At 70.1% G+C, this 23590-nt stretch carries 17 protein-coding genes and 1 pseudogene; 4 read left to right on the forward strand and 14 right to left on the reverse strand.

The window, feature by feature from the left end; all coding sequences use genetic code 11:
• Positions 1-266: 266 nt before the first annotated feature.
• Positions 267-626, forward strand: coding sequence for a transposase (locus EDD90_RS57155; RefSeq protein WP_260328717.1), 360 nt, complete (start codon positions 267-269; stop codon positions 624-626).
• Positions 627-1608: 982 nt separating this feature from the next.
• On the opposite strand, the gene EDD90_RS10875 is transcribed toward EDD90_RS57155, so the two are convergent.
• The gene (locus tag EDD90_RS10875) at positions 1609-2844 is read right to left on the reverse strand and encodes an IS701 family transposase (protein WP_221305094.1); all 1236 of its coding nucleotides are present in this window, start codon (positions 2842-2844) and stop codon (positions 1609-1611) included.
• An 83-nt stretch (positions 2845-2927) separates the two neighbouring features.
• Between EDD90_RS10875 and EDD90_RS58545 the strand changes: the two are divergent.
• Both EDD90_RS58545 and EDD90_RS58550 read left to right on the forward strand, forming a co-directional pair.
• Positions 2928-2993, forward strand: a pseudogene (locus EDD90_RS58545) (hypothetical protein); the annotation flags it as partial.
• Positions 2994-3054: 61 nt separating this feature from the next.
• The gene (locus EDD90_RS58550) at positions 3055-3186 is read left to right on the forward strand and encodes a hypothetical protein (RefSeq protein ID WP_311737284.1); all 132 of its coding nucleotides are present in this window, start codon (positions 3055-3057) and stop codon (positions 3184-3186) included.
• Between the two features lie 575 nt (positions 3187-3761).
• Here EDD90_RS58550 and EDD90_RS10885 read toward each other — a convergent pair.
• From EDD90_RS10885 to EDD90_RS10925, 9 genes are all read right to left on the reverse strand, one after another.
• Positions 3762-5405 (reverse strand): CdaR family transcriptional regulator, encoded by a 1644-nt coding sequence (locus tag EDD90_RS10885; protein WP_123972830.1) that lies wholly within the window; start codon positions 5403-5405, stop codon positions 3762-3764.
• Positions 5406-5525: 120 nt separating this feature from the next.
• Positions 5526-6632, reverse strand: a complete 1107-nt coding sequence (gene menC, locus EDD90_RS10890) for an o-succinylbenzoate synthase (RefSeq protein ID WP_123972831.1) — start codon at positions 6630-6632, stop codon at positions 5526-5528.
• Positions 6629-7540 (reverse strand): GNAT family N-acetyltransferase, encoded by a 912-nt coding sequence (locus EDD90_RS10895; RefSeq protein ID WP_260327792.1) that lies wholly within the window; start codon positions 7538-7540, stop codon positions 6629-6631. Before EDD90_RS10895 ends, menC begins: the two co-directional genes overlap by 4 nt.
• A 62-nt stretch (positions 7541-7602) precedes the next feature.
• The gene (locus EDD90_RS10900) at positions 7603-8766 is read right to left on the reverse strand and encodes a M20 family metallopeptidase (protein ID WP_123972832.1); all 1164 of its coding nucleotides are present in this window, start codon (positions 8764-8766) and stop codon (positions 7603-7605) included.
• A 1-nt stretch (position 8767) separates the two neighbouring features.
• Entirely contained in the window at positions 8768-10744 is a 1977-nt protein-coding gene (locus EDD90_RS10905; protein ID WP_123972833.1) for a S9 family peptidase, read from the reverse strand.
• The gene (locus EDD90_RS10910; protein WP_123972834.1) at positions 10741-11769 is read right to left on the reverse strand and encodes an ABC transporter ATP-binding protein; all 1029 of its coding nucleotides are present in this window, start codon (positions 11767-11769) and stop codon (positions 10741-10743) included. The genes EDD90_RS10905 and EDD90_RS10910 overlap by 4 nt, the downstream gene beginning before the upstream one ends.
• On the reverse strand, positions 11766-13799 hold the full coding sequence (locus EDD90_RS10915) for a dipeptide/oligopeptide/nickel ABC transporter permease/ATP-binding protein (RefSeq protein ID WP_123972835.1): 2034 nt from the start codon (positions 13797-13799) through the stop codon (positions 11766-11768). The genes EDD90_RS10910 and EDD90_RS10915 overlap by 4 nt, the downstream gene beginning before the upstream one ends.
• Positions 13800-13808: 9 nt before the next feature.
• Positions 13809-14774 carry an ABC transporter permease gene (locus tag EDD90_RS10920; RefSeq protein WP_260327793.1) on the reverse strand — a complete coding sequence of 322 codons (966 nt, stop codon included), beginning with the start codon at positions 14772-14774 and terminating at the stop codon, positions 13809-13811.
• A gap of 98 nt (positions 14775-14872) precedes the next feature.
• Positions 14873-16459, reverse strand: coding sequence for an ABC transporter substrate-binding protein (locus EDD90_RS10925; protein WP_123972836.1), 1587 nt, complete (start codon positions 16457-16459; stop codon positions 14873-14875).
• A gap of 354 nt (positions 16460-16813) precedes the next feature.
• On the opposite strand from EDD90_RS10925, the gene EDD90_RS10930 reads away from it, so the two are divergent.
• A complete protein-coding gene (locus EDD90_RS10930) occupies positions 16814-18526 on the forward strand; it encodes a CocE/NonD family hydrolase (RefSeq protein ID WP_185149037.1) in 1713 nt (570 codons plus the stop codon).
• Positions 18527-18572: 46 nt separating this feature from the next.
• Here EDD90_RS10930 and EDD90_RS10935 read toward each other — a convergent pair whose 3' ends face one another.
• From EDD90_RS10935 to EDD90_RS10950, 4 genes are all read right to left on the reverse strand, one after another.
• Entirely contained in the window at positions 18573-19943 is a 1371-nt protein-coding gene (locus tag EDD90_RS10935; protein WP_123972838.1) for a serine hydrolase, read from the reverse strand.
• 383 nt (positions 19944-20326) lie between these two features.
• Positions 20327-21331 (reverse strand): MBL fold metallo-hydrolase, encoded by a 1005-nt coding sequence (locus EDD90_RS10940; protein WP_123972839.1) that lies wholly within the window; start codon positions 21329-21331, stop codon positions 20327-20329.
• A 65-nt stretch (positions 21332-21396) separates the two neighbouring features.
• Complete coding sequence (locus tag EDD90_RS10945) at positions 21397-22620, reverse strand: MFS transporter (protein WP_260327794.1); 1224 nt, start codon at positions 22618-22620, stop codon at positions 21397-21399.
• A 192-nt stretch (positions 22621-22812) separates the two neighbouring features.
• Complete coding sequence (locus tag EDD90_RS10950) at positions 22813-23373, reverse strand: TetR/AcrR family transcriptional regulator (protein ID WP_123972840.1); 561 nt, start codon at positions 23371-23373, stop codon at positions 22813-22815.
• Positions 23374-23590: the final 217 nt, after the last annotated feature.

The raw sequence follows: 23590 nt of genomic DNA on the forward strand, positions 1-23590 counted from the left end.
TGCAGGGATGCGAGCGTCGAGTTCGTATCCCCCGGCGGGACAGGCGCACCAGTACAGATGCAAGCACACCACTGGTAAGCTTGACTCTGTCGGTGATCTTGGTGGGTTCGGGCTGACGAGCGTAGTCGGTGGGCAGCCTCGTGACGATGGTGCAGGCTGACCCACTGGCGAGGTGCACGTTGTCCGTCCGTCCCCGTTCCGGTGAACAGGTTCCCACTCTGACTGCGCGGGTGGCGCGGGCGAGTAATCCGACCGGGACGACGGTGATGTGGGTACGGGATCGCTTGGACGGCCTGTGGCATGACGAGGACTTCGCCGACTGGTATCCGCGCGACGGACGCCCAGGCCCGTCACCTGCCCAATTGGCCACGGTGAGTGTGCTGCAGTTCCTGCTGGGCTTGTCTGACCGTGACGCGGCGGAGGCGGTGCGGTGCCGTATCGACTTCAAGTGTGCGCCGTTTCACTCGGCGCTGGATCGCTCCCGCAAGGAGCCGGGGCTCGGAAGGAGGTGGCCTCGGGGCTGCCCGCCTTACCTGGACGCGAAAGCGCGAGGGGACCACAGCATGGCGGGAAAGCACGGAGGGTTGCGAAGGCATCGAAGACCCTGCCGTGCGAGGCCCGCGTGATAAGGCGAAGGCCATACTGCTTGAAGCCGAGTCTCCGGAGACGCAAGTCGTACGTCCTGCGACAGGATGCCTGTAGTCGCAGCCACCGGTATCGGACGGTCCTATTTGAGCCGTCTCAACCCTTCCGGCCGGTGGGCAGCGGGCAGCGAGCCCGCCCAAGGGGACGGACAGGCCGCCTACGTCACGCTCGATACGTCCAGCGCAAGGGGAATGCGGGATCGCCTACGGGGCGCGAGTCCTATGGCGACGGAGTGCCCGTAGTAGTCGGTGCGCCATGAGGTGCGCTGGTGTATCGCCCGCACAGCGGGCAGGGACGAGAGGAGTTGTCTCTGGATCTGATGGCTGACCCGGTCTCGAAAGGGTAACCGGGGAAAACAGCATGCCAGGAAACCGGCAGTTCACGCCCAGGCGTACGGGGTGGCGTGCCGGGAGATCCGCACGATATGGCGAAAGCTGGATTGCCTGAATCCCAGTCTCCAGAAGGTGAAATATGGCACCTACCGGAAAGACGCCTGAAACCGGTACCGGCCCCTGCGGCGGGTTAGCGACTTGCCCGCTGCAATCCTCTGGGGTGCAGGAGCGATGTCCTGTCAGGGCATTAAAGGAGACGAACGGGACGCCTACGTCGTGCTCGATACGTACAGCAGTCGTGAACATGGGATCGCCTAAGGGACGCGAGTCCTATGGCGACGGAGTGCCCGCAGTAGTCGTCGGGGTAACGTCCGGCCAATCTGGTACTACAGCCGGAGATCTTGAGGATCAGTGATCGGTGGGATCGGTCGGTGGCGTTCCCAGGGCAGCAGGTGCGGCGGTAGTGGGTCGCCGCGACGTCGGTAGTGGCTGACCATGGCCCGGGTCTGGTGCAGACGGCGCCACAACTCGCAGGTCAGGACGGTCTCGACGGGGTGGCGGTGGTTGAGGCGTGTGGAGGCCAGGCAGTGCCGGATGGTGTGGACGGAGGGCCGCAGGAGCGGGCCGGGGATCAGCCGGTGGCCCTGCTCTCGCTCGTGTCCTGGTCTTTTCCCTGGTCAGGAGCTGGGTCCTGGTCGGGTTCGGGGAGGGCGGCATGTTGGACGGCGAGGAACGCGGTGGCCAGCATGCAGGCAGTGACATGCCGGTGCCAGGGAGTCCACTTGCGCACCTGGTACTGGGCCAGGCCGACGAGCTGCTTGTTGATCTCGTTGTCGTCCTCGATCTGCCAGCGGCCGCCGGCCCGCGCGATGATCTGGGAGATTGTGGTGTCCGCCGGAGCGTGGACGAGGAAGTAGGCGATCTCACGGTGGAGTTGGCCGTCCTTCCCGCGCCGGTTGGGGTGTAGCGATCTGCGGAGCACGAGCCAGTGGGTGAAGTCCTCGGCCGGGGCCTCGTCCTTCACGCTCACGGCGAAGGCCGTCCAGTCGTAGAGCCGTTCGCCCTTGGACCCCTCGCCGCACGAGCGGCGTTCCCACTGGTTGCGGACCTTGGCGCAGTGGAGCAGGTCATCGGCGCGTTTCACCGCGGGGTGGCGGGGTTTGCCGGGCGGGCCGTCAAGGGGCAGGTCGACGGGGACGCCGAGTATGTAGGGCACTGCTTGTTCGTGACACCAGGCCCGCAGCTGCGGGTCGCGGCCGTAGCCGGCATCGGCCAGCACCCAGGTGAACGGGACACGGGCCGCGACAGCCTGCTCCAGCATGTCGATGGCCAGTTCGGGCTTGGTCGCGAAGGCGACCTCGTCGGGGACACCGGCCTGGCGGCACCGCTCGCGGTCGTCGGTCCACTCCTCCGGCAGGTACAGGCGGCGGTCGATGAAGGTGTGTCCGGCGGCGGTGGCGTAGGTGAGCATCACCATGGTCTGGCAGTTGCGGACATCACCGGTCAGCCCGCAGTGCTGGAAGGCCACCCCGACCGATTTCGTGCCCTTCTTCTGGGCCTGGGTGTCATCGATGACCAGGGAAGCGTCCGCATGCCCCAGATGTTCCACGACGTAGTCGCGGACTGCGTCACGCAGCCGGTCCGCCTCCCACACCGAGCCGTTGAGCAGCCACTGCATCCGGTCCGCGGTCACATGCCCGGCCCGCTCCGACAGCGTCCACCCGTTCTTCCTCGGCAGCTCCGCCAACAACCCCTCGATGAACTGCGCGAACACCAACCGCGGCTCCGGCCGGTTGAACAAGAACCCCAACGACCCAGTTAGCACGGACAGTTCAGCATCCCACTCGGCTATCTGCTCAGCCGTCACACCCAGCATCATGCCCGGTCAACGACGCGCTGCAGAACCCGTCACAAGATCTCCGGCTGTAGTACAAGGCGGGCGTCGCCGGCATGACGATCACAGCCGCCCGTGACCTCGCGCAATACGGTATCCGCGTGGTCGCGGTCGCGCCCGGGGTGGTCGACACCCCGATGATGGCTGGCTTCAGCCACGAGGTCCGCGCCGGGCTGGCGGCGGGTGTTCCCTTCCCGCAGCCGCCTGGCCGAGCCAACGGAGTACGCCAGGCTGATCGCCATGATTGTCGAGCACGACTACCTCAACGGGGAGGCGATCCGTATGGACGGCGCCCTGCGCATGGCGGCCCGCTGAAAAGCGGGCAGCCATTCCCCGCGCTGCACGTGGTGCAACCCCGCCCGGCGATCGACCGGACCTGGTGTGCCAGGTCTGCCTCAACGAGAACTTCTGCTGCCTGCACGGTCCTGAGCCGGGACACGTGCTCTGCTCAGTGGCCAGGATCATTCGGGACGGCCCGTGTGCGAGCTGACGTCATGACAGCAGCCGACGGAATGTCTCGCCGTCACGCCGGACTGCTCACGCGACTGCCGAGCACGGCGCACCGGCCCGCCGTCTCGGGTCGATTCATCTGCATGTGTGGTCGGCCTTGCCGGGTGCGCACGCGTGACCATCGCGTCACTCGCCGGGCCTCGTCGTCCCCTGCGAAGCACACCGCCAGCACCCCGATCTCGGCTCCACTGCCCACCTCTCCCATGCGGTATCCAGCCCCGTCCATGCGCGGCTCCGGCGACGTGCGACTGTGCCGGGGGGCGCTCGACCGGCCGTGTCGTGGTGCGCTCGCCATGCGACCGGACTCGTCCATCGGCATTCCGCACGGTTCGTGGTCGGCTACAACGGTAGGCAGTCGGATGCGTACCTGCCGTTGACCGCTACGACAGCGAATGGAGCCGAAGCTGAAGCATGGCCGCGAACCTGGCTTCCGGGTCGGCCAGGTCAATGCCGCCGACCTCACCTACTCGGCGCAGGCGGTAGCGGAAGGTGTTGGGATGGACGTGGATGGAGGCGGAGGCGGCGATGACGTCGCCGAAGGCGTCCAACCAGGCGCTCAGGGTCTGCACCAGGCTGGCGTGGTGACGCTCGTCGTAGGCGAGGAGCCGTGCCACGGTGCCGCTGGGGCGGTCGCCCCGGGCGGCCGCCATGTCCCGCAGTTCGAGCATCAGCGACTGCACGTGGACGTCGGGCAGCCGGGCGACCCGAGGGTTCCCGGGCTGGGACCGCAGGACACGCAGAGCCCGGTCGGCGCAGCTGCGCGCGTGTGCGAGATCGGCTACGGCGTCGGCGACGGCGCCCACACCGATCACAGCGGGGAGGTGGTCGCCAATACGGTCGACGAAATCGGAGGCGATCCGCAGCGCGCGTTCCTCGCCGTCCTCGACGTCCCGCCCTGCGGGGACGAGTGCGTAGGCCACATCGCCGACGAGGGCGGCAGTGCTACGCGGGTGAACGGCGCTCACATGCATCGCGAAGGCATCGGCGACCCGCTGGCGTTCGGCGGTCAGTACGGCGTCGGCGCCGATGGACGGTTCGTCGGCCGAGTCGGACAGGGCGAGCGCGAGGACGACGACGGGCTGGTCGGCCAGGCCGAGCCGGTTCAGTGCGTCGCGGGCGCCGGGGCCTCCTTCCAGTGCGGTGCCGACCAGTTCGGCGCGCAGTCTGCGTTCGACGTCGGCGCCGGCGCGGACGCGGAGCATGTGAAGGGCGACGAGTTTGGCCGCGTCCCGCAGGGCGTGTGCCCGTTCCGCTTCCAGCGGTTCCTTGACTGCGGCCCAGATCGAGCCGAGGATCTCGTCGCCCGCCCGCACGGCCGTGGCCACACGGGGCACTGAGAAGCCGGCCGCCTCGGCCGCACCGGTGGACGGGCTGATGAAGACGGGATCGTCGCCGCGGTAGATCTGTTGGAACACGCCGCGTTCGGCCAGCTCGCGTGAGTAGGGCTCGGGAACCTGCCGGCCGAGGATGGCCTCGACCCGCGCCCTGTCGGCCTCGTCCTGCCTGCCGGAGAAGGCCAGGACGCGGGAGCTGCGGTCCTCGATGGTCACTGGAGCGTCCAGCAGCGCGGCGATCGCGTTGGCGAGCGTGAACAGGTCGCCGGACGGCACACCCCCGAGCGTCGCCGGTTCGGGGTCTGCGACGTCGTCCTCGGCGAGCAGGGACCGCAGCATAGCCGCCAGTTGAGCCCAAGAGGCGCCGGGGGTGAGGCCGAGCACCGCGACGCCGGAGCGTTCGGCGGCCGCCCGTATCCCGCCGTCGACGGGTACGGGCGCGCGGAGCACCAGTCCGGCGGCGCCCTGACTGCCAAGGTCGTCCAGGAGTGCGACGATGTCATCGGTCCGGTGCACGCCGATCCCCAGCACCAGCGCCCGGGGCGGCAGCACGGGAGGGTCCACCGAATCGTGGATGGCCAGGCCACCGAGGTGCTTGCCGGGATCGGGGCCGCCGTGGACGAGGTGGAGCAGCGTGGTACCGAGGTCGTCCAGCAGACGGCCGAGGCTGGTGCGGGGTTGCCTTTTCATGGGAGGTAGTACCACCTGACTGACGTTAGCCGTCGGAACAGCGGCGTGATTCGTCAGGATAAACGACCACCACCGCAGATTTCGTTGTGGGCGACGAGTCAGGTGGTGACCGGTCGGGACTCAGGCAGGCAGCCACTCCGTCGAGGCGGTGACCTCCTCAAGCCGCTCGGGCAGCGGCTCTACTCCGATTCCAGGAGCGGTCGGCACGGCCAAGTGCCCGCCGTCAAGCAGGAACGGGTCGGTGACATCGGCCGCATAGTAACGGTCGGATGCCGAGGTGTCTCCTGGCAGGGTGAAGCCGGGCAGAGCGGCGAGCGCGACGTTAGCGGCCCGGCCGATGCCCGTTTCGAGCATGCCGCCACACCACACCGGTACGCCGTGTGCGACGCAGACGTCGTGGACGCGGCGTGCCTCCAGGTAGCCGCCGACCCGTCCGGGCTTGATGTTCACGATGGAGCAGGCGCCGAGCGCGATGGCGTCGGCGGCGGCCTGCGCGGAGACGATCGACTCGTCCAGGCAGATCGGCGTGGCCACGGCCTTGGCCAGGTCGGCGTGGCCCAGGATGTCCTCCTCCGGAAGAGGCTGTTCGATCAGGAGGAGGTCGAATGGGTCGAGGCGAGCCAGATGGCGCGCGTCGGCCCGGGTGTAGGCCGTGTTCGCGTCGACCTGCAGCAGGACGTCGTCTCCGAACCGCTCACGAACCGCCCGGACGGGTTCGATGTCCCAGCCATGCTGGATCTTCAGCTTGATCCGAACGTAGCCGTCGGCGAGATAGCCCCCGACGGTGTCCAGCAGTTCGGGGACGGAATCCATGATGCCGACCGAGACGCCGCACGGGACGCGGTCACGCGCGGCGCCCAGCTCCCGGGCGAACGATCGGCCCGCAGCACGCAGCTCGGCGTCGAGGACACCCATTTCCAGCGCGCCCTTCGCCATCCGGTGCCCACGGAAGGGCTCCAGGGCGGGGGCGACCGCCACGGCGTCGAGGTGATCAAGGCGTGCGAGGGCGGGCACCAGGTAGCGGCGCAGAACATCGGCCGCCCCGTCCACGTATTCGGAGGAGTACGTCGGTTCCTGGAGCGCCACGCACTCTCCCCAGCCCTCGGCGTCGGTGGTCACCACGCGCAGCAACAGGATGTCGCGGAGCGACTGGGTACCGAACGAGGTGCGCAGCGGCGCGACGAGCGGTATCCGAATACGGCGCAGTTCCACGCCCTTGAGTCTCATCGGTCAACCTCCTGGTGCTTGTGCTGGCTGTGGTCGCGGGTCAGCAGGTACCAGCCCGCGCGGTCGAAGCCGGTGACGCGTGCTCCGTCGTTGAGAAGTCCGCCGAGCACCTCACGCACGGCCAGCCGCCAGTCCTTGGCCGTCCGCCGGTCGCTGACGCGAAGGGCTTCGATGTCGCGCGGGACGGCCACGAGGAGGGTTCCGGCGTCCTGCCGTCCAGGCACCGGGCGGCCGTCCTCGGAAGTGTCGAGGGCGACGAGCGCGCCGGCGGCGCGTGCGGCGGCCACGTCGAAGAGTGCTCCGTGACCGGCTGATGCCGTGATGACCTTCGGCTCCTGCAGGTGCCACCGGATGAGCAGCCGGTCGCTCTCGTCGCCACCATTGATCGCGTCGTTCATCCCGCCGTAGAAGTCAGGCAGGTACTCGGCCGGTGAGGCGGCAAGCTTGGCGAGGTTGAAGTGGGCGTTGCGGCGGATCAGCGGGTCGAAGGTCCACTGGATGGTGGACGCTCCGTGCAGCAGTGCCCAGGCACGCTGGTGCAGTTTGAGGGCGAAGCCGACGTTGCGGCCGCGCATGCGGTCGGAGACTCCGGCGATGTGGCTGTAGAGCAAGCCGTCGGGGGGCGCGCCGAAGAACGCGACGCTGGCGCCGACCAGTTCTTGTCCGTCGTAGGCCCCGACCACGTAATTGCCCGACTTCGACAACGCGCGCAGCAGCTCCGTCGTCATCAGCGGGTTGGTCGGGTCCGGCCGCCAGATGGTGTCGTAGAGCCGGGACACGGCTTCCAGCTCGTCGTGGCCCGCGAGTTCGCGAACGGTCACGCCGGCTGCACATACGGCGGAGTCGGCGCGCAGCGCGGCCTCGGCCTGCCCGGCCACGGCGTCAGGTGCTTCCTGAAGATGGGTCATGGCTCCATGTTTTCGGCCAAGGCCGCGCGAGTCATGGTCGTGCGGCACGAGAGGACCACTGCTCATTCGTGAGCTCGTACGGGGAGGTCGGGCGCGGGTGTCGTGACCAGCAGGTCGGCCAGGAGCGCGGTGAGCAGCGCCGTGCGGCCGGGCAGTTCGTCGACCAGTACGTGCTCGTCGTCGGCGTGGGCGCCGCCTCCTACCGCGCCCAGGCCGTCCAGGGTGGGTGTTCCGACGCCTGCGGTGAAATTCCCGTCCGAGGCGCCGCCCACGGCGGCGCTCGTCAGGGCCTTGAGACCCAGCCGGTCGGCGAGCCGGGCGGCGCGGACGAACAGGTCCGCCGATGCCCCGGCCTCCAGAGGCGGGCGGTTGGGCCCGCCGGTGATCTCCAGGTCGGCACCGGGCAGGATTGGCTGCAGCGCCCGGATCAGGGTGTCGAGTCGCGTCTGCTCGTGCTCCGATCGCACGCGCACGTCGACATCGAACCGGCCGTACGCGGGCACGGTGTTGGCCGTGGTTCCGGCCGACAAGGCGGTCGGCACGACCGTTGTCCCACGCGTCGGGTCGGTCAACGCGTTTACCGCGAGGACCTGGTGGGCGAGTTCGGTACCGGCGTTCACACCGCGCTCAGGTTCCAGCCCGGCGTGCGCGGCATGCCCCCGCACGTGGACCTCGTACCGTGAGACGCCTTTGCGCTCGGTCTTCAGCGCCCCGCCGTCGGCCGACGCCTCCAGGACCAGTGCAGCGGCGCAGCCGGACGCCTCGGTCTCGATCAGCTCCCGCGAGGTGGGGGAGCCCACCTCCTCGTCTCCCGTGACGAGCAGGGTCACGCCGCCAGGGTCGGGCAGGGCGGCTATGGCGTGCATCGCCATGACGAGACCGGCCTTCATGTCGAAGCAACCAGGACCGCGTAGGACACCGCCGCTGACGTTGAAGGGGTGGGTGCTGAGGGAGCCGAGCGGCCACACCGTGTCGTGATGGCCGAGCAGCAGTACGCGCGTCGGGCCGGGGCCGAACCGCCAGCGCAGGTGCGTGACGCCGTCGAGAACGATCCGCTCAGGGGCGGCGCCGAGCCGGGCCGCGCCCAGTTCGGCCACACAGTCGGCGCTGCGGGCAACGGCGCCGAGGTCGCTCGACGGGGACTCGCAGGCCACGAGCCGTTTGATGTCGGCAAGGATGCCGGGCAGCGCCGCCCAGGCCCGTGCGGCCGGTACCGAGTGATCCATCTCAGTGCTCCTCGACGGTATGCACGTGCTGGCTCATCCAGTCGACGATGCGCCGGTTGAAGTCCAGCCGGTGTGAGGGGCGGCCATCCACGATGAACGTGTGTGACGCGTTCGGATACAGGACGAGCCGGCTGGGCACACCCCGTTCACGCAGGGCCGTGAACCACTGCTGCGCCTGCCCGACGGGGCAGCACAGGTCGGCCGTACCGTGCAGGATCAGCGTGGGCGTGTGCACCTGGCCGACCCGCGCCAGCGGCGACATGGCGGCGAGCCCGTCGCCGCTCGACCATGGTGGGCCACCGAACTCGTGGACGGCGAGGTGGTGCCCTTCGTCGGAGCTGCCGGCCATGCTGACCGGGTCGGTGACGGGACCACCCGCGACCGCCGCCGCGAACCGACTGTCCCGGCTGGTCAGATAGCAGGTCATGTAGCCGCCGTAGCTGTAACCGGCGACGGCCAGCCGGCGCGGGTCGGCCACGCCCTCGGTGACCAGGTCGTCGAGCGGTTCGAGGAAGTCGGCCGCATCGGCCTTCCCCCACGCGCCGACCACCGCGGTGTAGAACCGCTCACCGTAGCCGTCACTGCCGCGCGGGTTGAGCAACAGCACCGTCCAGCCGCGCGCGACGAGTTCCTGGTGGTAGAGGTGAACCTCGTCGGCGGCGGCGTTCCATGCATTGTGCGGTCCACCATGGATGTCCAGCAGCAGGGGCTGGGGGCCGCTCGCGCCAGGGTCCCGGATTAGCCAGCCCGCCACCCGGGTGCCGTCGGAGACGGTGAACTCCCGCTCGACGCGTGGGTACGGGGTCACCTCCGCCAGGGGCGCGCCGTGGCCGGTACGAACCCGAACGGGGCCGCCCGCCAGGTCCACGGTGACGATCTCGCCGTACGACGTCTGTGTGGTGAGGGCCACCGCAGCCATGCCAGCGGCTGCGGACAGCCCGAAGACGACGTCCCCCGTGCCGCCCAGTACACGGCGTAGACATCCGCCGGTGACATCCACGGCGTACAGGTGGGTGCAGCCGCGGTCGCGGGCGCAGAACAGTACGGTGCGGCCGTCGTCGGTCAACTGTGGTGCCGCGCCCGGGTATCCGGTGCCTCCTGGCATGACGTTGCGGTCCAGCGGCGCCGCGAGGTCGATCGGTGCGCCACCATCGAGCGGCACCCGCAGCAGCCTGGCATGCCCGCCCGGGCCGCCAGGCGTGCCGACCGTCAGCAACTGTCTGCCGTCGGCGGTCCAGGTCACCGGGCCGGCGCAGAGGTCGGCCGGGCCGACCTGGCGAATGCTCGCCTGCTCGTCGTCGGCGTCAACGACGTGGAGCGGCACGTGCAGGGTGAGGTCGGCGTCGGGATGGGTCGCGGCAGCGAAGGCGAGGCGGGTGCCGTCGGGCGACCAGGCGGGGACGCCGGCGTGCCAGTCGCCTCCGGTAGCCCGTCGGCATTGCCGGTCCGTGAGGTCGAGGACGTGGATGTGGCTGCGTACGGAGCGGAGGAACCCACTGCCGTCGGCCTGATAGTCGAGCCGGCTGGCCACGAAGGGCGCCGCTGCCCGCTGGCGCCGGGCGGCGTCGTCCTCGCCCTCGGCCGCGGCGAGGTCCACGCTCGCGGTGAACGCGATGCGCGCGCCGTCGGGACTCCACACCGGGGCCCCGGCCCCGAGCGGCAGCCGGGTGAGCTGCTCGGGTTCGCCGCCGTCGGCCAGCAGCAGCCACAACTGCGGCGCTCCAGCCTCGTCGGCGGGCGTGCGCAAGAACGCCAGCCGGGTGCCGTCCGGCGACCATGCAGGCGAGGAGTCCTGGTGGCCCGTGGTGAGCCGCTGTGGCGCTCCTCCGTCGCGGACCCGCCACAGGACGCGGTCGGTACGGTCCGCGTCCATGTCCAGCGTCCGCAGGACGTAGACCAGTTCGCCGTGGGCTGACAGGGCCGGTTGCTCGGGGACGGCCAGGCTGTGCAGGTCGTCGATTCGGGGCCGGCGGATCACGGTGCGGTGTCTCCTTGCTCATGGGTGCGCAGGGATGCCCCGGCGGGCGTGGGCAGAGCCACGGGTTCGCCGGGAAAGTGGCAGGCGGCGTGGTGCGGTCGTTGGCGACCGGGGTCGGTGGTGCGGCACACGTCGCGACCGGTCAGGATCAGCGGGCCGACGGGGCAGCGCGGGTGGTAGCGGCACCCGGTGGGCGGATGGTGCGGGTCGGCGGGTTCAGCGTCGTGTGCCGCGCGCACCGTCGGCTCATCTTCCTCGTCGGCGAGGGTGTGCCGGGCGTCGGGTACGGCAGCAAGCAGGTCGCGGGTGTAGGGGTGCTGCGGGTCGGCGAGCACCTGTTCGGTCGGGCCGTGCTCGACGATCCGGCCCAGGTACATCACTGCGATGCTGCTCGCCACGTACCGCACAGCGGCGAGGTTGTGCGAAATGAACAGCATCGACGTGCCCAGATCGCGTTGCAGGTCGCGTACCAGGTTGAGGACCGTGCCCTGGACGGACACGTCCAGGGCCGAGGTGATCTCGTCGGCGACGATCACCTCGGGCCCGGCGGCCAGCGCGCGGGCGATGGCAACACGCTGACGCTGGCCTCCGGAGAGCTGCGCCGGGTAAATCGCCGCACGGTCTGGGGCGAGCCCGACGCGTTCGAGGAGCGCGGAGACCTCCTGGCGTCGGTCGATCCGCCTCGTCCCACCCGCCCGCCGACGGGGCATCGTCTCGGCGACGGACGCGCCGATCGTCATCCGCGGGTCCAGTGACGCGTACGGGTCCTGGAACACCATCTGCACCGGCCGAGTTCCGCCGGTCCGCTGCCGCAGGGGTTTGCCGCCGAGCAGGATCCGCCCGCCGTGGAGGGGAAGGAGGCCGACCGCCGCGCGGGCCAGGGTCGACTTGCCGGACCCTGACTCGCCGACCAGCCCGACGATTTCGCCAGCGGGAACGGTCAGATGCACGCCGTCCACGGCGGTGAAGCCGCTCCGGCGGTTGCCGTAGCGCACGGTGACGTCCTCGAAGCGTAGTTCGGTCATGGCCGCTCTCCGGTCGGAGCCGCCGGTGCGTCGGCGGCGCTGTGGGTTCTCGCGTCGGTCTTGTGAGCGGATGGCGGAGTCACGTCCGCCCGGGAATCGAAGTCGGATCCACGGCGGGGTTCCGCGTCCGCCTGCCAGCAGGCCACCCTTCTGCCGTCGGCATCCGTCTCGAGGGGCGGTTCGTGCCGGTGACATCGGTCATCGGCCAGGGAACACCGTGGAGCGAAGGCGCACCCCACCGGCAGTTCCGACGGGTCCGGCAGCCGCCCGGGGATGACCGGCAGCGGACGGTGCGGGTCGCTGCGCATGTCGGGCACAGCCGCCACCAGCGCGCGGGTGTACGGGTGCCGTGCCTTGGTGGCCAGCTCGCTGGCGGGGAGTTCCTCGACGATCCGGCCGGCGTACATGACCAGGACCCGGTCGCAGACCTGGCCGACGACCGTGACGTCGTGGCTGATCAGCAGGGTGGCGACGGCGGCGGACCGCCGAACCGAGTCGATCAGTCGCAGGACCTGGCGCTGTACCGTGACATCGAGCGCGGTGGTGGGCTCGTCGGCCACGATGAGGGCCGGGGAGCCCATCATCCCCATCCCGATCATGGCGCGTTGCCGCATACCGCCCGAGAACTCGTGCGGGTACTGGTACGCCCGGCGCTCGGCGGCCGGGATGCGCACCGCGCGCAGCCGGTCCACCGCGCGGGCGGCAGCGTCGCGCCGGTTCAGCCCGCCGTGCCGCCGGGACACCTCGGCAAGCTGGGAGCCGACGCGCAGAGCGGGGTTGAAGGAGGTCATCGGGTCCTGGAACACCATCGCGAACGACGAGCCGAGCAGGCGCGCGTGGTCGCGGGGCGAACCGCTGAGCAGGTCGGTACCCAGGAATGTCAGCCGATCCGCGTCGACCTGAAGGCGTTCGTCGAGGAGCCCGGCGACGGCCAGGACCGTCATCGACTTGCCCGACCCGGACTCCCCCACGATGCCGACGGCCTCACCGCGAAGCAGCCGGAAGCCGACGCCTCGGACCGGCCGCACCGGACCGTCGGGACCGGTCACGGTAACGGTCAGGTCACGGACATCGAGGACGACATCCGTGCTGGCCTCCGCCGAGGTGCGGGCCGTCGGCGCGGCGCCAGGGCGTGCCGCCCGGCCGCGGGATGGGGGCTGCCCGGTGCCGGTCAGCCCGATGCGTTTGGCCACCGCCTCGCCGAACAGGTTGAAGGCCAGCCCCGCGACGATGACGGCGACGCCGGGGGCCAAGGCGGCCGCCGGGTGGACGTAGATGCCGTCCAAGCCTTCCCCCAGCAGTCGGCCCCAGTCGTACGACGCGCCCTGCACGCCCAGCCCGAGGAAGGACAGCGCGGCGAACGACAACAGCGCCGAACCGGCACCGATCGTGGCGTTCACCACGAGCGGCTCGGCGATGTTCGGCAGCACATGCCGCGTCAGCAGCCGGATCCGGCCCACCCCCGCGATGCGGGCGGCGGCGACATAGTCGCGGGCGACGACTCCGGCGACGAGAGTCTGCGTCAGCCTGGCGAATCCGGGAGCGGTGGCGCATCCGATCGCCAGCACGGCGCCGGTGGTGCCCACTCCGAAGATCACCGCGAAGAACAGGGCCAGCAGCAGCCCGGGGAAGGCGACCGCGATGTCGACGACGGCTGCGATCAGCCGGGCCGCACGCCGTCCGACGACCACAGCCGCGGTCCCCAGCAGCAGCCCCGCAACGACCGCGACAAGCATGGCCAGCAGCGCGAGTCCCACGGAGAGGCGGGTGGCGACGAGGACGCGGAGGAACAGGTCGCGGCCGAGGTTGTCGGTGCCCGCCCAGTGCGCGGACGATGCGCCTTTCAGCAGGTCACCGGTGTTGATCGTCGCTGCCTGGTCATGCCACAGGGGCGGAGCGATCACCGCGAGCACGAGGACGGCCCCGAGCAGCAGTCCGGCAGCAGCTCCGACCGGTGTGCGCAGCACCGCGAGCCAGCCGCCTCCACGGCGGGGGGCCGGACGCGTGCGGGCGGGGGCAGGTGTGTTCATGGCCATTGCTCAGTACTCCCGGATCGTCGTCGAATGCGGGTCGAGCAGGGCCACCGCCACGTCGACCATCACGTTCACCAGCAGCACTCCGACGCCGTACACCAGGACGATGCCCTGCACCAGCGGATAGTCCTTGGCCAGAATGGAGTGAACGATGGTGTCGCCCAGTCCCTGCCAGGCGAAGACGTTCTCCACGAGCACGGTGCCTGCGATCATCGCGCTCAGGAGCAGTCCGCCGACGGTGATCGTTGCCGTCAGCGCGTTCGGCAGCGCGTGCCGCAGGTAGAGGACGGCCGCGGGCAGCCGCTTGGCCCGGGCGGTACGCATGTAGTCGGCCTCGATCACCGTCACCATCTGCACGCGCAGGAGCCGGGCCAGGACCGCTGCCGGGCCGATTGCGAGCGACAGCACAGGCAGCACGTACGAGGCGGGTCCCGTGTGCCCGGCCACCGGCAGCCACCCCAGGCTCACCCCGAACACGTAGACAAGGAGCACGCCGAGCAGGAAGTCGGGGATGGTGCCGAGCGCCACACTGGTCCCGGTGAAGCCCAGCTCGATGCGCCGGGCCCGGCCGCCGCGCGTGAGCACGCCCATGAGGACACCTGTCGGCACGGCTATGACCACCGCGACGGCGAACGCCGTCAGCGCGAGTTGCAGTGTGGCGGGCAGCCGGTCGCCGATCACCTGCGAGGTGGGCAGGTTGAAGGTCATCGAGGTGCCCAGGTCGCCGCTGAGGACGTCTCGGAGGTAGTGGACGTACTGCACGGGCAGCGGGTCGTCGAGGCCGAGGTCGGCGCGGCGCGCGGCCACCAGGGAGGCGGCCGCGGTTGGGCCGAGCGCGGCGCGGACCGGGTCACCGGGTATGAGGTGGATCATGAGGAACGCCGCCGTGACCAGCGCCCAGAGCGACAGGACGAGCCGGCCCGCCCGGCGCGCCGCGAAGCGTATCCAGGTGTTTCCGGTCAGTCGGGTCAAGGTGCGTGATGGTGCCTGGCTCAAGGTGGTCACGGCCGTCCTCGTCTCTCCGGTCGGCGGGCCGGTGTCTGCTGCGGGGGCTGCCGGATGCGCCGTCGTCAACGGGCGAGCATCCGGATACTGGTGGGGATGAGACTGCCGGCGTACTCGAACTTCGCGCCGCTGCCGAACATCCGGGTGGCCTGGTTGGCGAACGGGACCACGTCGGCGTCCTTGGCCAGCGCGCTCTCGGCCGCCAGCCACTTCGGGCAGCCCTTCGTACCGACGGAGTCCGTGGCCTGGGTAATCCCGGCGGAGTAGTCCGCGTTGTCGATATGCGCGAAGTTGGTGCCGGCCGGCGGCACGGGACCCGACAGGAACGGGGCCATCTGGTCGGGCGAGCCCGTGTTGAGGGCCTCCCAGATGATGTCCCAGTCGCCGGTGGTGAAGAGCGTCTGTCCTATGCGGGTTTCGTCCTGGGGCCTGCTGGTGATCTGCACCCCCAGCTTCTGCCAGGTCTGCACGGCGAGTTCGGCTGCTGCCGTCCCTCCGGCGCCCAGCGAGGTGTTGTGGACGAAGGTGAGAGAGAGCTTGTGGCCGTCCTTCTCCCGCACTCCTCCGGAAGCGCGCTTCCAGCCCGCGTCGTCGAGTACCCGCTCGGCCGCATCCAGGTCGTGGGCCGGCAGCGCCTTGGTCAGGGAGTCCCCCGGGCAGACGGGAGGTTCGGTGACGGTGAACGTGGTGGGCGCGGTGCCCTTGCCCGCCGTGAGCACCTGGCGCAACTGTGCCAGGTCGAGTGCCTGGGTCAGCGCACGCCGCACGGAGGCGTCCGCCGCCGGGCGGCTCTTGGCCTGGTTGAACCACATCTCCCCCGTGACCAGGGGTGAGGAGGTGGAGAAGAGGTGTTGGCCTTCCAGACGGGAGGTGTCCGCACCAGTGACGGTGGCGGCGTTCAGAGCGCCGGACATCAGAAGGTTCGCGGCCGTCGTCTGATCGGAGACGACCTTGACGACAATGGTGTCCGGCAGTCCCTTTGTAGCGGTGCCGATGCCGTTCGGCCCCCACGTGTAGCCGCGCCGCTTCCGATACGTGTACTCATTTCCGGCCACAGACCTGGTGAGCTGGTACGGTCCGGTGCCGAGCGTCTTGTGCACCAGCGCCGACCGGTTCTGCATGCCCTTCGCGCACACCATCGGCAGACCCGCCAGACCGTAGGTGACGAACGGAGCAGGACCGGCCAGGGTCAGCGTCACCGTGCCGGCAGAGGTGTCGGCCGTGGCGTGGGCGCCCGCCGGGAGGAGTACGCCGAGCAGCGGGCTCTTGTTCTTGGGATCGGCCACGTAGTTGATGTTGGCCGCGACGTCGGCGGCTGTGAACGCCGATCCGTCGGAACAGGTGACCCCCTGGTGCAGGCTCATGACGACCTTCTTGCCCGTCGTCTTCCAACTGGTCGCCAGTCCCGAGACGATCTTGCCGTCGGCGTCCGCGTTGAGCAGGTGATCGTAGGCGAACTGCCCGATCTGGATCGCCGCGTCCGACGGCGACGCCTGCGGATCGAGACTACCGGGGTCCGCGTTCACGGCGAACGTGAACGTCCCGCCGTCGACAACCTTCCCGGCTCCGGAGCCGCTGCCGGTACCGGCAGCACACCCAGTGATCATCATTGCGCCGACACCCGCCCAGGCTGCTGCTGCGCTGAGTCTCATGCCTTCCCACCTCCTGACCGCCCTGGCTGGCCGAATATGGCCGTTCGCGCCATGCTGCCCGATGCCGCAGCCACGGGGTTGGTACCGCCAGACGAGAACGGAAGGGCCCACTTGTCGGTGCGGACGATGGTCAGGCCGAAGGCCACACGGTCAGTGGTCGCTCAAGACCGCGGGCCCCCCGCCCGAGGTACCAGGCGTCGGCGGGCGAGCGCTGACGATGCAGGCAGGGTGCGAATCACGGCGCGAGTTTTCGTCGCCGCGCACGAGGCGCCCGGGGCTCTCGGCTCCCTAGCCTCCAGCCTCACAGGCCGGCGGAACAGCGCCGCCGGTGTCGTTCTCAAGGAGCCCGTGTACATGTCTGAGCTGCCCGACAACCCCGCGACGCCGTTCGCGCGCTGGCTGCGCGACACCGACGAATCCGATCAGCGGCGTTTCGAGACCGGCATCCCCGTGCGCGACGGCGCCGAACTCGCCGCCGACATCTACCTTCCGCAGGACGACGCTCCCGCGCCCGCGATCGTGACCATCACCCCGTACGGAAAGGACAGCACCGCCTTCGTCACCGACGAGGCACGTTTCTACCAGCGCCACGGATACGTGTTCGTCGCGGTCGACGTGCGTGGACGCGGCAAATCCGAGGGCACGTGGCTGCCGTTCGCCAACGACCCCGACGACGGCCATGACGTCGTCGAATGGGTCGCCGCACAGCCCTGGTGCACCGGCAAGGTCGGTATGACCGGACTGAGCTACATGGGCTGGACGCAGTGGGCGGCAGCATCGCGCAGGCCCCCGCATCTGACCTGCATGCTCTCCACATCCGCGGCCGGCCGCTGGCAGCAGGAGATCCCCTTCACCAACGGCGCCTTCCAGCTGTACTTCGCCTGGTGGGCGTACGCCACCAGGCGCCGCATCTCCGAGATCCACGGCCTGGCCACCATGGACTGGGACCGCCTCCTGCCCACCCTGCCCTACGACGCCATCGGGACCGAACTCGGCATCCCGCAGGAAAGCTGGCGACTGCTCACCCAGAAGGACCGCCTCGACGACTTCTGGCAGGCGCTGCGCTTCGACGACGTCTACGACAGCATCGACGTTCCGTGCCTGCACGTCACCGGCTGGTACGACCTGGAGGACCTGCTCGGCGCGTTCCACCACTACGAGCACATGGCCGCGGCCTCCCCCGCCGCAGACTCGCAGTATCTGCTGGTCGGCCCGTGGAGCCACGTCAAGTCCCGCTACCCCGACCGCTACTATGCCGGCCGCGACCTCGGCCCGGATGCGGCCTGGGACATGGATGCCGAGCATCTGCGGTGGTTCGACCACTGGCTGAAGAAGCAGGGGCCGGGTCTGGATGACGTGGCGAGGATCCGGCTGTTCGAACCCGGCACCGACCAGTGGCGCACCCCGGATACCTGGCCGATGGCGACGTCCGAGCAATCCCTGTTCCTGGGTAGCCAGGACGAAGAGGGTGTCCTGAGCGCCACCGCTCAGCAGCAGGAATCCTCGACCGCCTATCGGTACGACCCTGCCGACCCGGTGCCGACTCAGGTGGACGTGCGGGCCTATCCCGTCGAGGACGTACCGCTGCTGCAGGATGCCAACGAGGCCCGCCCGGACGTCCTGTCCTTCACCGGCCCGGTGCTGGAGACGGAGACCAGGATCTCGGGATGGGGACGCGTCGAACTGTTCGCCTCGTCCGACTGCGACGACACCGAGTGGCACGTCAAGGTCTGCGACGTCCACCCGGATGGCCGATCCTACAAGGTCACTCAGGGCTGTCTGCGCGCCGCGTGCCGTGACTCGCTGGTCGAACCGGCTCCGCTCACGCCGAACGAGATCACCAGGTTCGTCGTCGAACTGTGGCCGACCCAGCATGTGTTCCTGCCCGGCCACCGAGTGCGGGTCACCGTCACCAGCAGCGACTTCCCGTGGTTCGCCCGCAGCCTGAACCGCTTCGGTGTGGTGGCGGACCAGGCTGAGGCACGCGTCGCCCTCAACACCGTCGTGCACGGCGGCAACCACCCGAGCCGACTGGTCCTGCCGGTGGTGGACGTGGCGGCGCAGTGACATGAGCGGTGCCGCCTCCAGGCGGAGGCGGCACCGCATCGTTGCGTCACCGTGAGAGGCGCCGGTCCGCCCGGCCGGTGTGCAGGTACTGGGCGTGGCCCGCGCCGTCGTCGCCGACGAACGTGTGCGGCACGTGCACGCCCGCCTCGGCCTGGGCGGCGAGCAGGGTGTCGCCGCGCAGGTGGAGCAGCTCGTAACGCTGCGGCGTCATCCCCAGCCCCATGGCGACTGGGGTCGGCTTCTGGTCCACCCAGATGCGGCCCTCGGCGTCCTGGCTGACCGTGCTCTCGGCCATGCGGGAGGCGTACGTGCCGACGTACCGCGAGGCGTCCACGCGGCGGGGTTCAGCCGACGGCACCGGGTACCTCGGCACGGTCACGCCCGCGAGCTCTCCCAGGATGTGCCCGAAGACGGTCTCGAACACCGGGATCACCTCACCACCGTTGGTGAGCAGCGCCACCGCCACACCCCGCTCAGGCACCGCCCGCAGGAAGGCACGCTGACCGATGGTGCCGCCGTCATGGCCGACCACACGGCCCCCCTGCCAGTCGAACAACTCCCAGCCAAGCCCCCAGGACGTGTCCGTGCCCAGGTACGGTACATCCACCTGGGGTTCCTGCATCGCCCGCACGCTCGCCGCGCTCAGCGCGCGGTGGCCCGGGGCCATGTGCAACCGGGCGAAGGAGATCAGGTCGCGTGGGCTCATGGCCAGCATGGCACCGGCGGCCACGTTGGACCGGGTGATGGCCCAGACGGGCGCCGGCTGCGGCTCGGCCTCCGGTCCGGCGCTGAGGTGGCCGACGGCGGCACGGTGCAGGATCGCCTCGTAGGGGCTCGCCGCGGCGTGCTCCAGACCCAGCGGCGCGAAGAGATGGCGGCGCAGGCAGTCGTCGTACGACGCGCCACGCAACACCTCGGCGATGCGGCCCAAGACGCAGTAACCCGCGTTGTTGTACGAGAACATCTCCCCCGGTGCGAACAGCTGAGGCACATCGGCGAGGGTGGCCACATACTTCTCCACACAGTCGTCGCCGACGCCGGTGTCCGTGAAGATGTCGCCCTCGAATCCCGCGGTGTGGGCCAGCAGTTGGCGTACGGTGATTGCCGTCGCTGCGGCAGAGTCGGCCAGCACGAACTCGGGCAGGTAACGGCGCACCGGAGCGTCGAGATCGAGTCGGCCTTCGTCGACGAGCTGCATGACCAGGGTGGCTGTCCAGACCTTGGTAATAGAGCCGATCTGGAACACCGAGTCAGCAGTCGCCGCCACGCCGGTCACCCTGTTCAGCACGCCAGCGGCGAAGTCGACCACTTCATCTCCAACGCACACTGCGACGGCCGCGCCCGGAACTCGGTGCTCGGCCAACAGTCCCGGCAGGCTCGACCGGATCCAAGTCTCGATATCCTTCAGGTTCGCCATGAGGGAGCACTCCAAGCAGGAACTCTTACGGGTTACTGGATGCTAGACGTGGCCGCGGCGGCGAGGTTCGTGTCGCCCGACGATTCTGCGCTTACACCTTTGTGCTCGTGGCGTTCTGGCCGACGGATACGATGCGCAGCGATCGGCCGCTGCCCTCACTATCGATCACGCCCACGAGGAACGCGCCCATCCCGTCGGATCGGCCGCCGAGACCGTCGCCTCGCTCACGGCTGGGGCCAGGCCGGAACGCACCGAACTGGTGGCCTCCACATCGGCGCCAGTTTCGACCAGTCAGCCAGGGGCGAGAGGGAGGACGCCACCAACTGAATCGCCGACGCCCTGCCTTCCGAGGGCAAGGCCGGCGACCTCGCCCAGGCAAGCCTCTACGTCATTGAGCACTGTGCATCGTGAAGTTGCTCGTCACGGGTCTGGTGCGCGTGCGGTTCGGAGTGCTCGTGCTGGTCGTGGGTGGATGACTTCGTCGGGGTCCCGGGCTCCGGCAGCAGGCGGTAGCGGTCCTGTTCCCGCCGGACCAGGCCAGCTGTTGGACGGGGGAAGTGGGTGCCGAGCAGCAGGTCGTCGGAGTCGGCCAGACGGTCGAGGAGGCGGTGGCGGGTGCTCACGGCCTGCTCGGGGTCGATGTCGACGCAGCTGGTCAGGTGGGGGTGGGAGAGCTGCACGGGGTGGTGGATGCTGTCGCCGGTGATCAGGCCCGAGCGGTTGGTGCCGTGCAGTTCCACGGCGATCTGGCCGGGGGTGTGCCCGGCGGCCGGCACCAGGCGGATACCCGTCTCCACCTGGTGCCCTTCGGCGGGGATGTCGGCGAGGTCGAACTGCCCGTGGTCATGGACGGGCAGGACGGAGTCGCGGAACATCTGGCGGCGGTTGGCGTCCAGGTCGGCGGCGGCCCAGTAGTCCCACTCCGTACGGCTGGTGAGGTAGCGGGCGTTGGGAAAGGTCGGCACCCAGTGATCGCCGTCCAGGCGGGTGTTCCAGCCGACGTGGTCGGTGTGCAGGTGCGTGACGATCACCAGGTCCACCGACTCGGGCGCGAATCCCGCGGCTGTAAGGCGCCGCAGGTAGCCGGTGTCAAGGCGGTTCCAGGCGGGGTTGGCGCGCTCCTTGCCGTTGCCGATGCCCGTATCCACGAGGATCCGCAGGCCACCGGCCTCGACGGCGAAGGTGTGACTGGCGAGGTAGGGCACCTCGGCGTCGGCGAAGTGCGGGCGCAGCCACGGCGCCTGGTCGATGACCTCCTTGGTGGCCCCGGGGAGCAGCCAGGGGCCGGTCTGCGGCGGTAGGGCGATCTCGTCGATGCGGTGGACGGTGATCCCGCCGAAGTCCCAGGAGAGCGGGGTGTCGGTGGCGGCGGGGGTGGGCTGGGTCATCGTTGTGCCTTTCCGTGTGCGCCGTCCGGCTGGTACGGCGGAGTGCGGGGTCCGTGCGGGCGGGTTCAGCGGACTGCGGTGTGGTACCGGGTCAGGAGCGGTACGGCGAGGGCGGCCAGGGCCAGGATGATGACCGTGGCGCCGTAGAGGGACACGGCGGTGGTGAGGCCGTACAGGTTCGTCAGGACTCCGGCGAGGATCGCCGGGATGCTCATGGCGAGGTAGCTCAGAACGTAGTAGGCCGCGAGGGTCCCCGCGCTCTCGTCGGCTTCCGTCCTGGACAGCAGCCGGCGCAGAGCGCCCTGCGTCACCGACCCGAAGCCCACCCCGGAGAGCACCGTGCCGGCGAACAGCGCGAGCAGGCTGTGCTCGTACGGGCTGCTGAGGGTGAGCAGGGCGCCGGGGACCAGCAGGGCCGAGCCGGCGATGCTCGCCGTGCTCGCCGGCAGTGACCTGGCGGCGATCACCGCCAGCGCGGCGGCGACACTCAGGGCGAAGAACACCAGGCCGCCGACGGCCCGGGGCGCGAGGGGAGCGATCGTACGGGCCAGGGAGGGGCCGAGCGAGGAGTAGAAGCCGCCGAGGGCCCAGGCGGCGATGACGCCGGGGGCGGTGAGCAGCATCGTCCGGCGGGCGGAGGGGGCGATGGCGATGCTAGGGCGCAGCGAGTGCCACGCGCCGGGGTGCGGGTGCGCCGTCTCCGGGGTGAGGGCGACAGCGGAGGCCTGGGCGGCGAACAGCACGAGCAGTACGAGGTACACGGTGCGGGTGGGCGCGGGTGCGAACTGCACGAGAGCGGTGGACGCCAGAACGCCGGCCGCCATGCCGCTCACCGGGGTGACGCTGTTGGCCAGTGCGGCCCGGCCCGGGCGATCGGGGTGCTCGAAGTCGAGCAGTGCGGCCCCAGCGGCTCCCGACGCCGCGCCGGTGGCCAGGCCCTGGACGACCCGGGCGGCGATGAGGTCGGCCACCCCGTGCGCGGTGGCGAAGATCGCCATTGAGGCGGCCTCGGCAAGCAGCGCTCCCGCCAGCACCGGACGTCGGCCCAGGTAGTCGGAGAGGGTGCCGGCGGCGAGCAGTGCCACGAGCAGGGCGAGCGCGTAGGCGCTGAACACGACCGTGACCGTGAGCGCCGAGAAGTGCCACTCGGCCTGGTAGAGGGCGTACAGCGGGGTGGGCGCACTGGAGGCGGCCAGGAGACCGATCAGGACGGAGGCTTGGAGGGCGAACGATCCTCGGCGACGCAGCAGAGCGCGGGGGCGGGACGGGGTGGCGGTGGCAACGGACACGGACGCCTCCAGACACTTAAGGCAATATCTTTGCGATAAGAACCTTAGCGTGCACCCCACCACTAACGCAACAGATTAGCTTTTGTGGGGGCTTTTCGCGGCGGGCGTGACCGGAGCGGCGCCGGTGCGCGCTGCCCGCGCGCTACCGCCCCGGCGCGCGGGCAGCGCGGGCCGGCCGTGTGCTCCGGACGCTCAGGACGGGTCGAGCGCAGCCGCCACCAGGCGGTGGACGTACTCCGTCGACAGGCCGTCGGGACGGAAGAGGATGCGGTACATCACAGGCGCTACCACGCGGTCCAGCAGACTCTCCACCTCCGGCACCGCCTCCCCGCGCCCGGCCGCACGCACCCCGATGGCCTTCAACTGCTCGACCGCGTAGTCGGAACAGCGGGCGGCGCCGCCGCCCGCCGGGTCACCGGCCAGCGCATCGCGAATGTAGACCACGCCTACCTGCGAGGACATCTCCTCCAGGAACTGCTCCGCCCACGCCTGAAGGTCCGCCCGGAGGCTGCCGTGGTCGGCCGGGGGCCCCTCGGGGCGCAGTCGCTGCACCGCCACGTCGGCCAGCAGTGCCTGCAAATCACCCCAGCGCCGGTAGACCGTCGAGGGAGTGACCCCGGCGCGGGCGGCGATCAGGGGCACGGTCAGCCCGGCCCGGCCGACCTCGGCCTCCAGGTCCTGCACGGCCTGATGCACGGCCTGCTGGACGCGCGCGCTGCGCCCGCCCGGGCGTACTGCGGTTCGGGTAGCCATGCCACTACTCTAACGCGAACCGTTTGCGTCAAGCGCGGCCACCGGCGCGCGTCCTTGACGACGGGCTCGGGAGCCTCGCCGAGACGGGGCCGAAGGGGTCACCGGTAGACCATGTTGGAGAGACGTCGTTTCAGGGCTCGCCGTGCACCGCCAACCCTCCCGACGCGCAAGAACCGGGCCGCCCCGCATGGCTGAGGGTGCCCACCGCATTCACGCC

This window comes from Streptomyces sp. Ag109_O5-1, from assembly GCF_003814875.1.
Taxonomy (GTDB): Bacteria; Actinomycetota; Actinomycetes; order Streptomycetales; family Streptomycetaceae; genus Streptomyces; species Streptomyces sasae.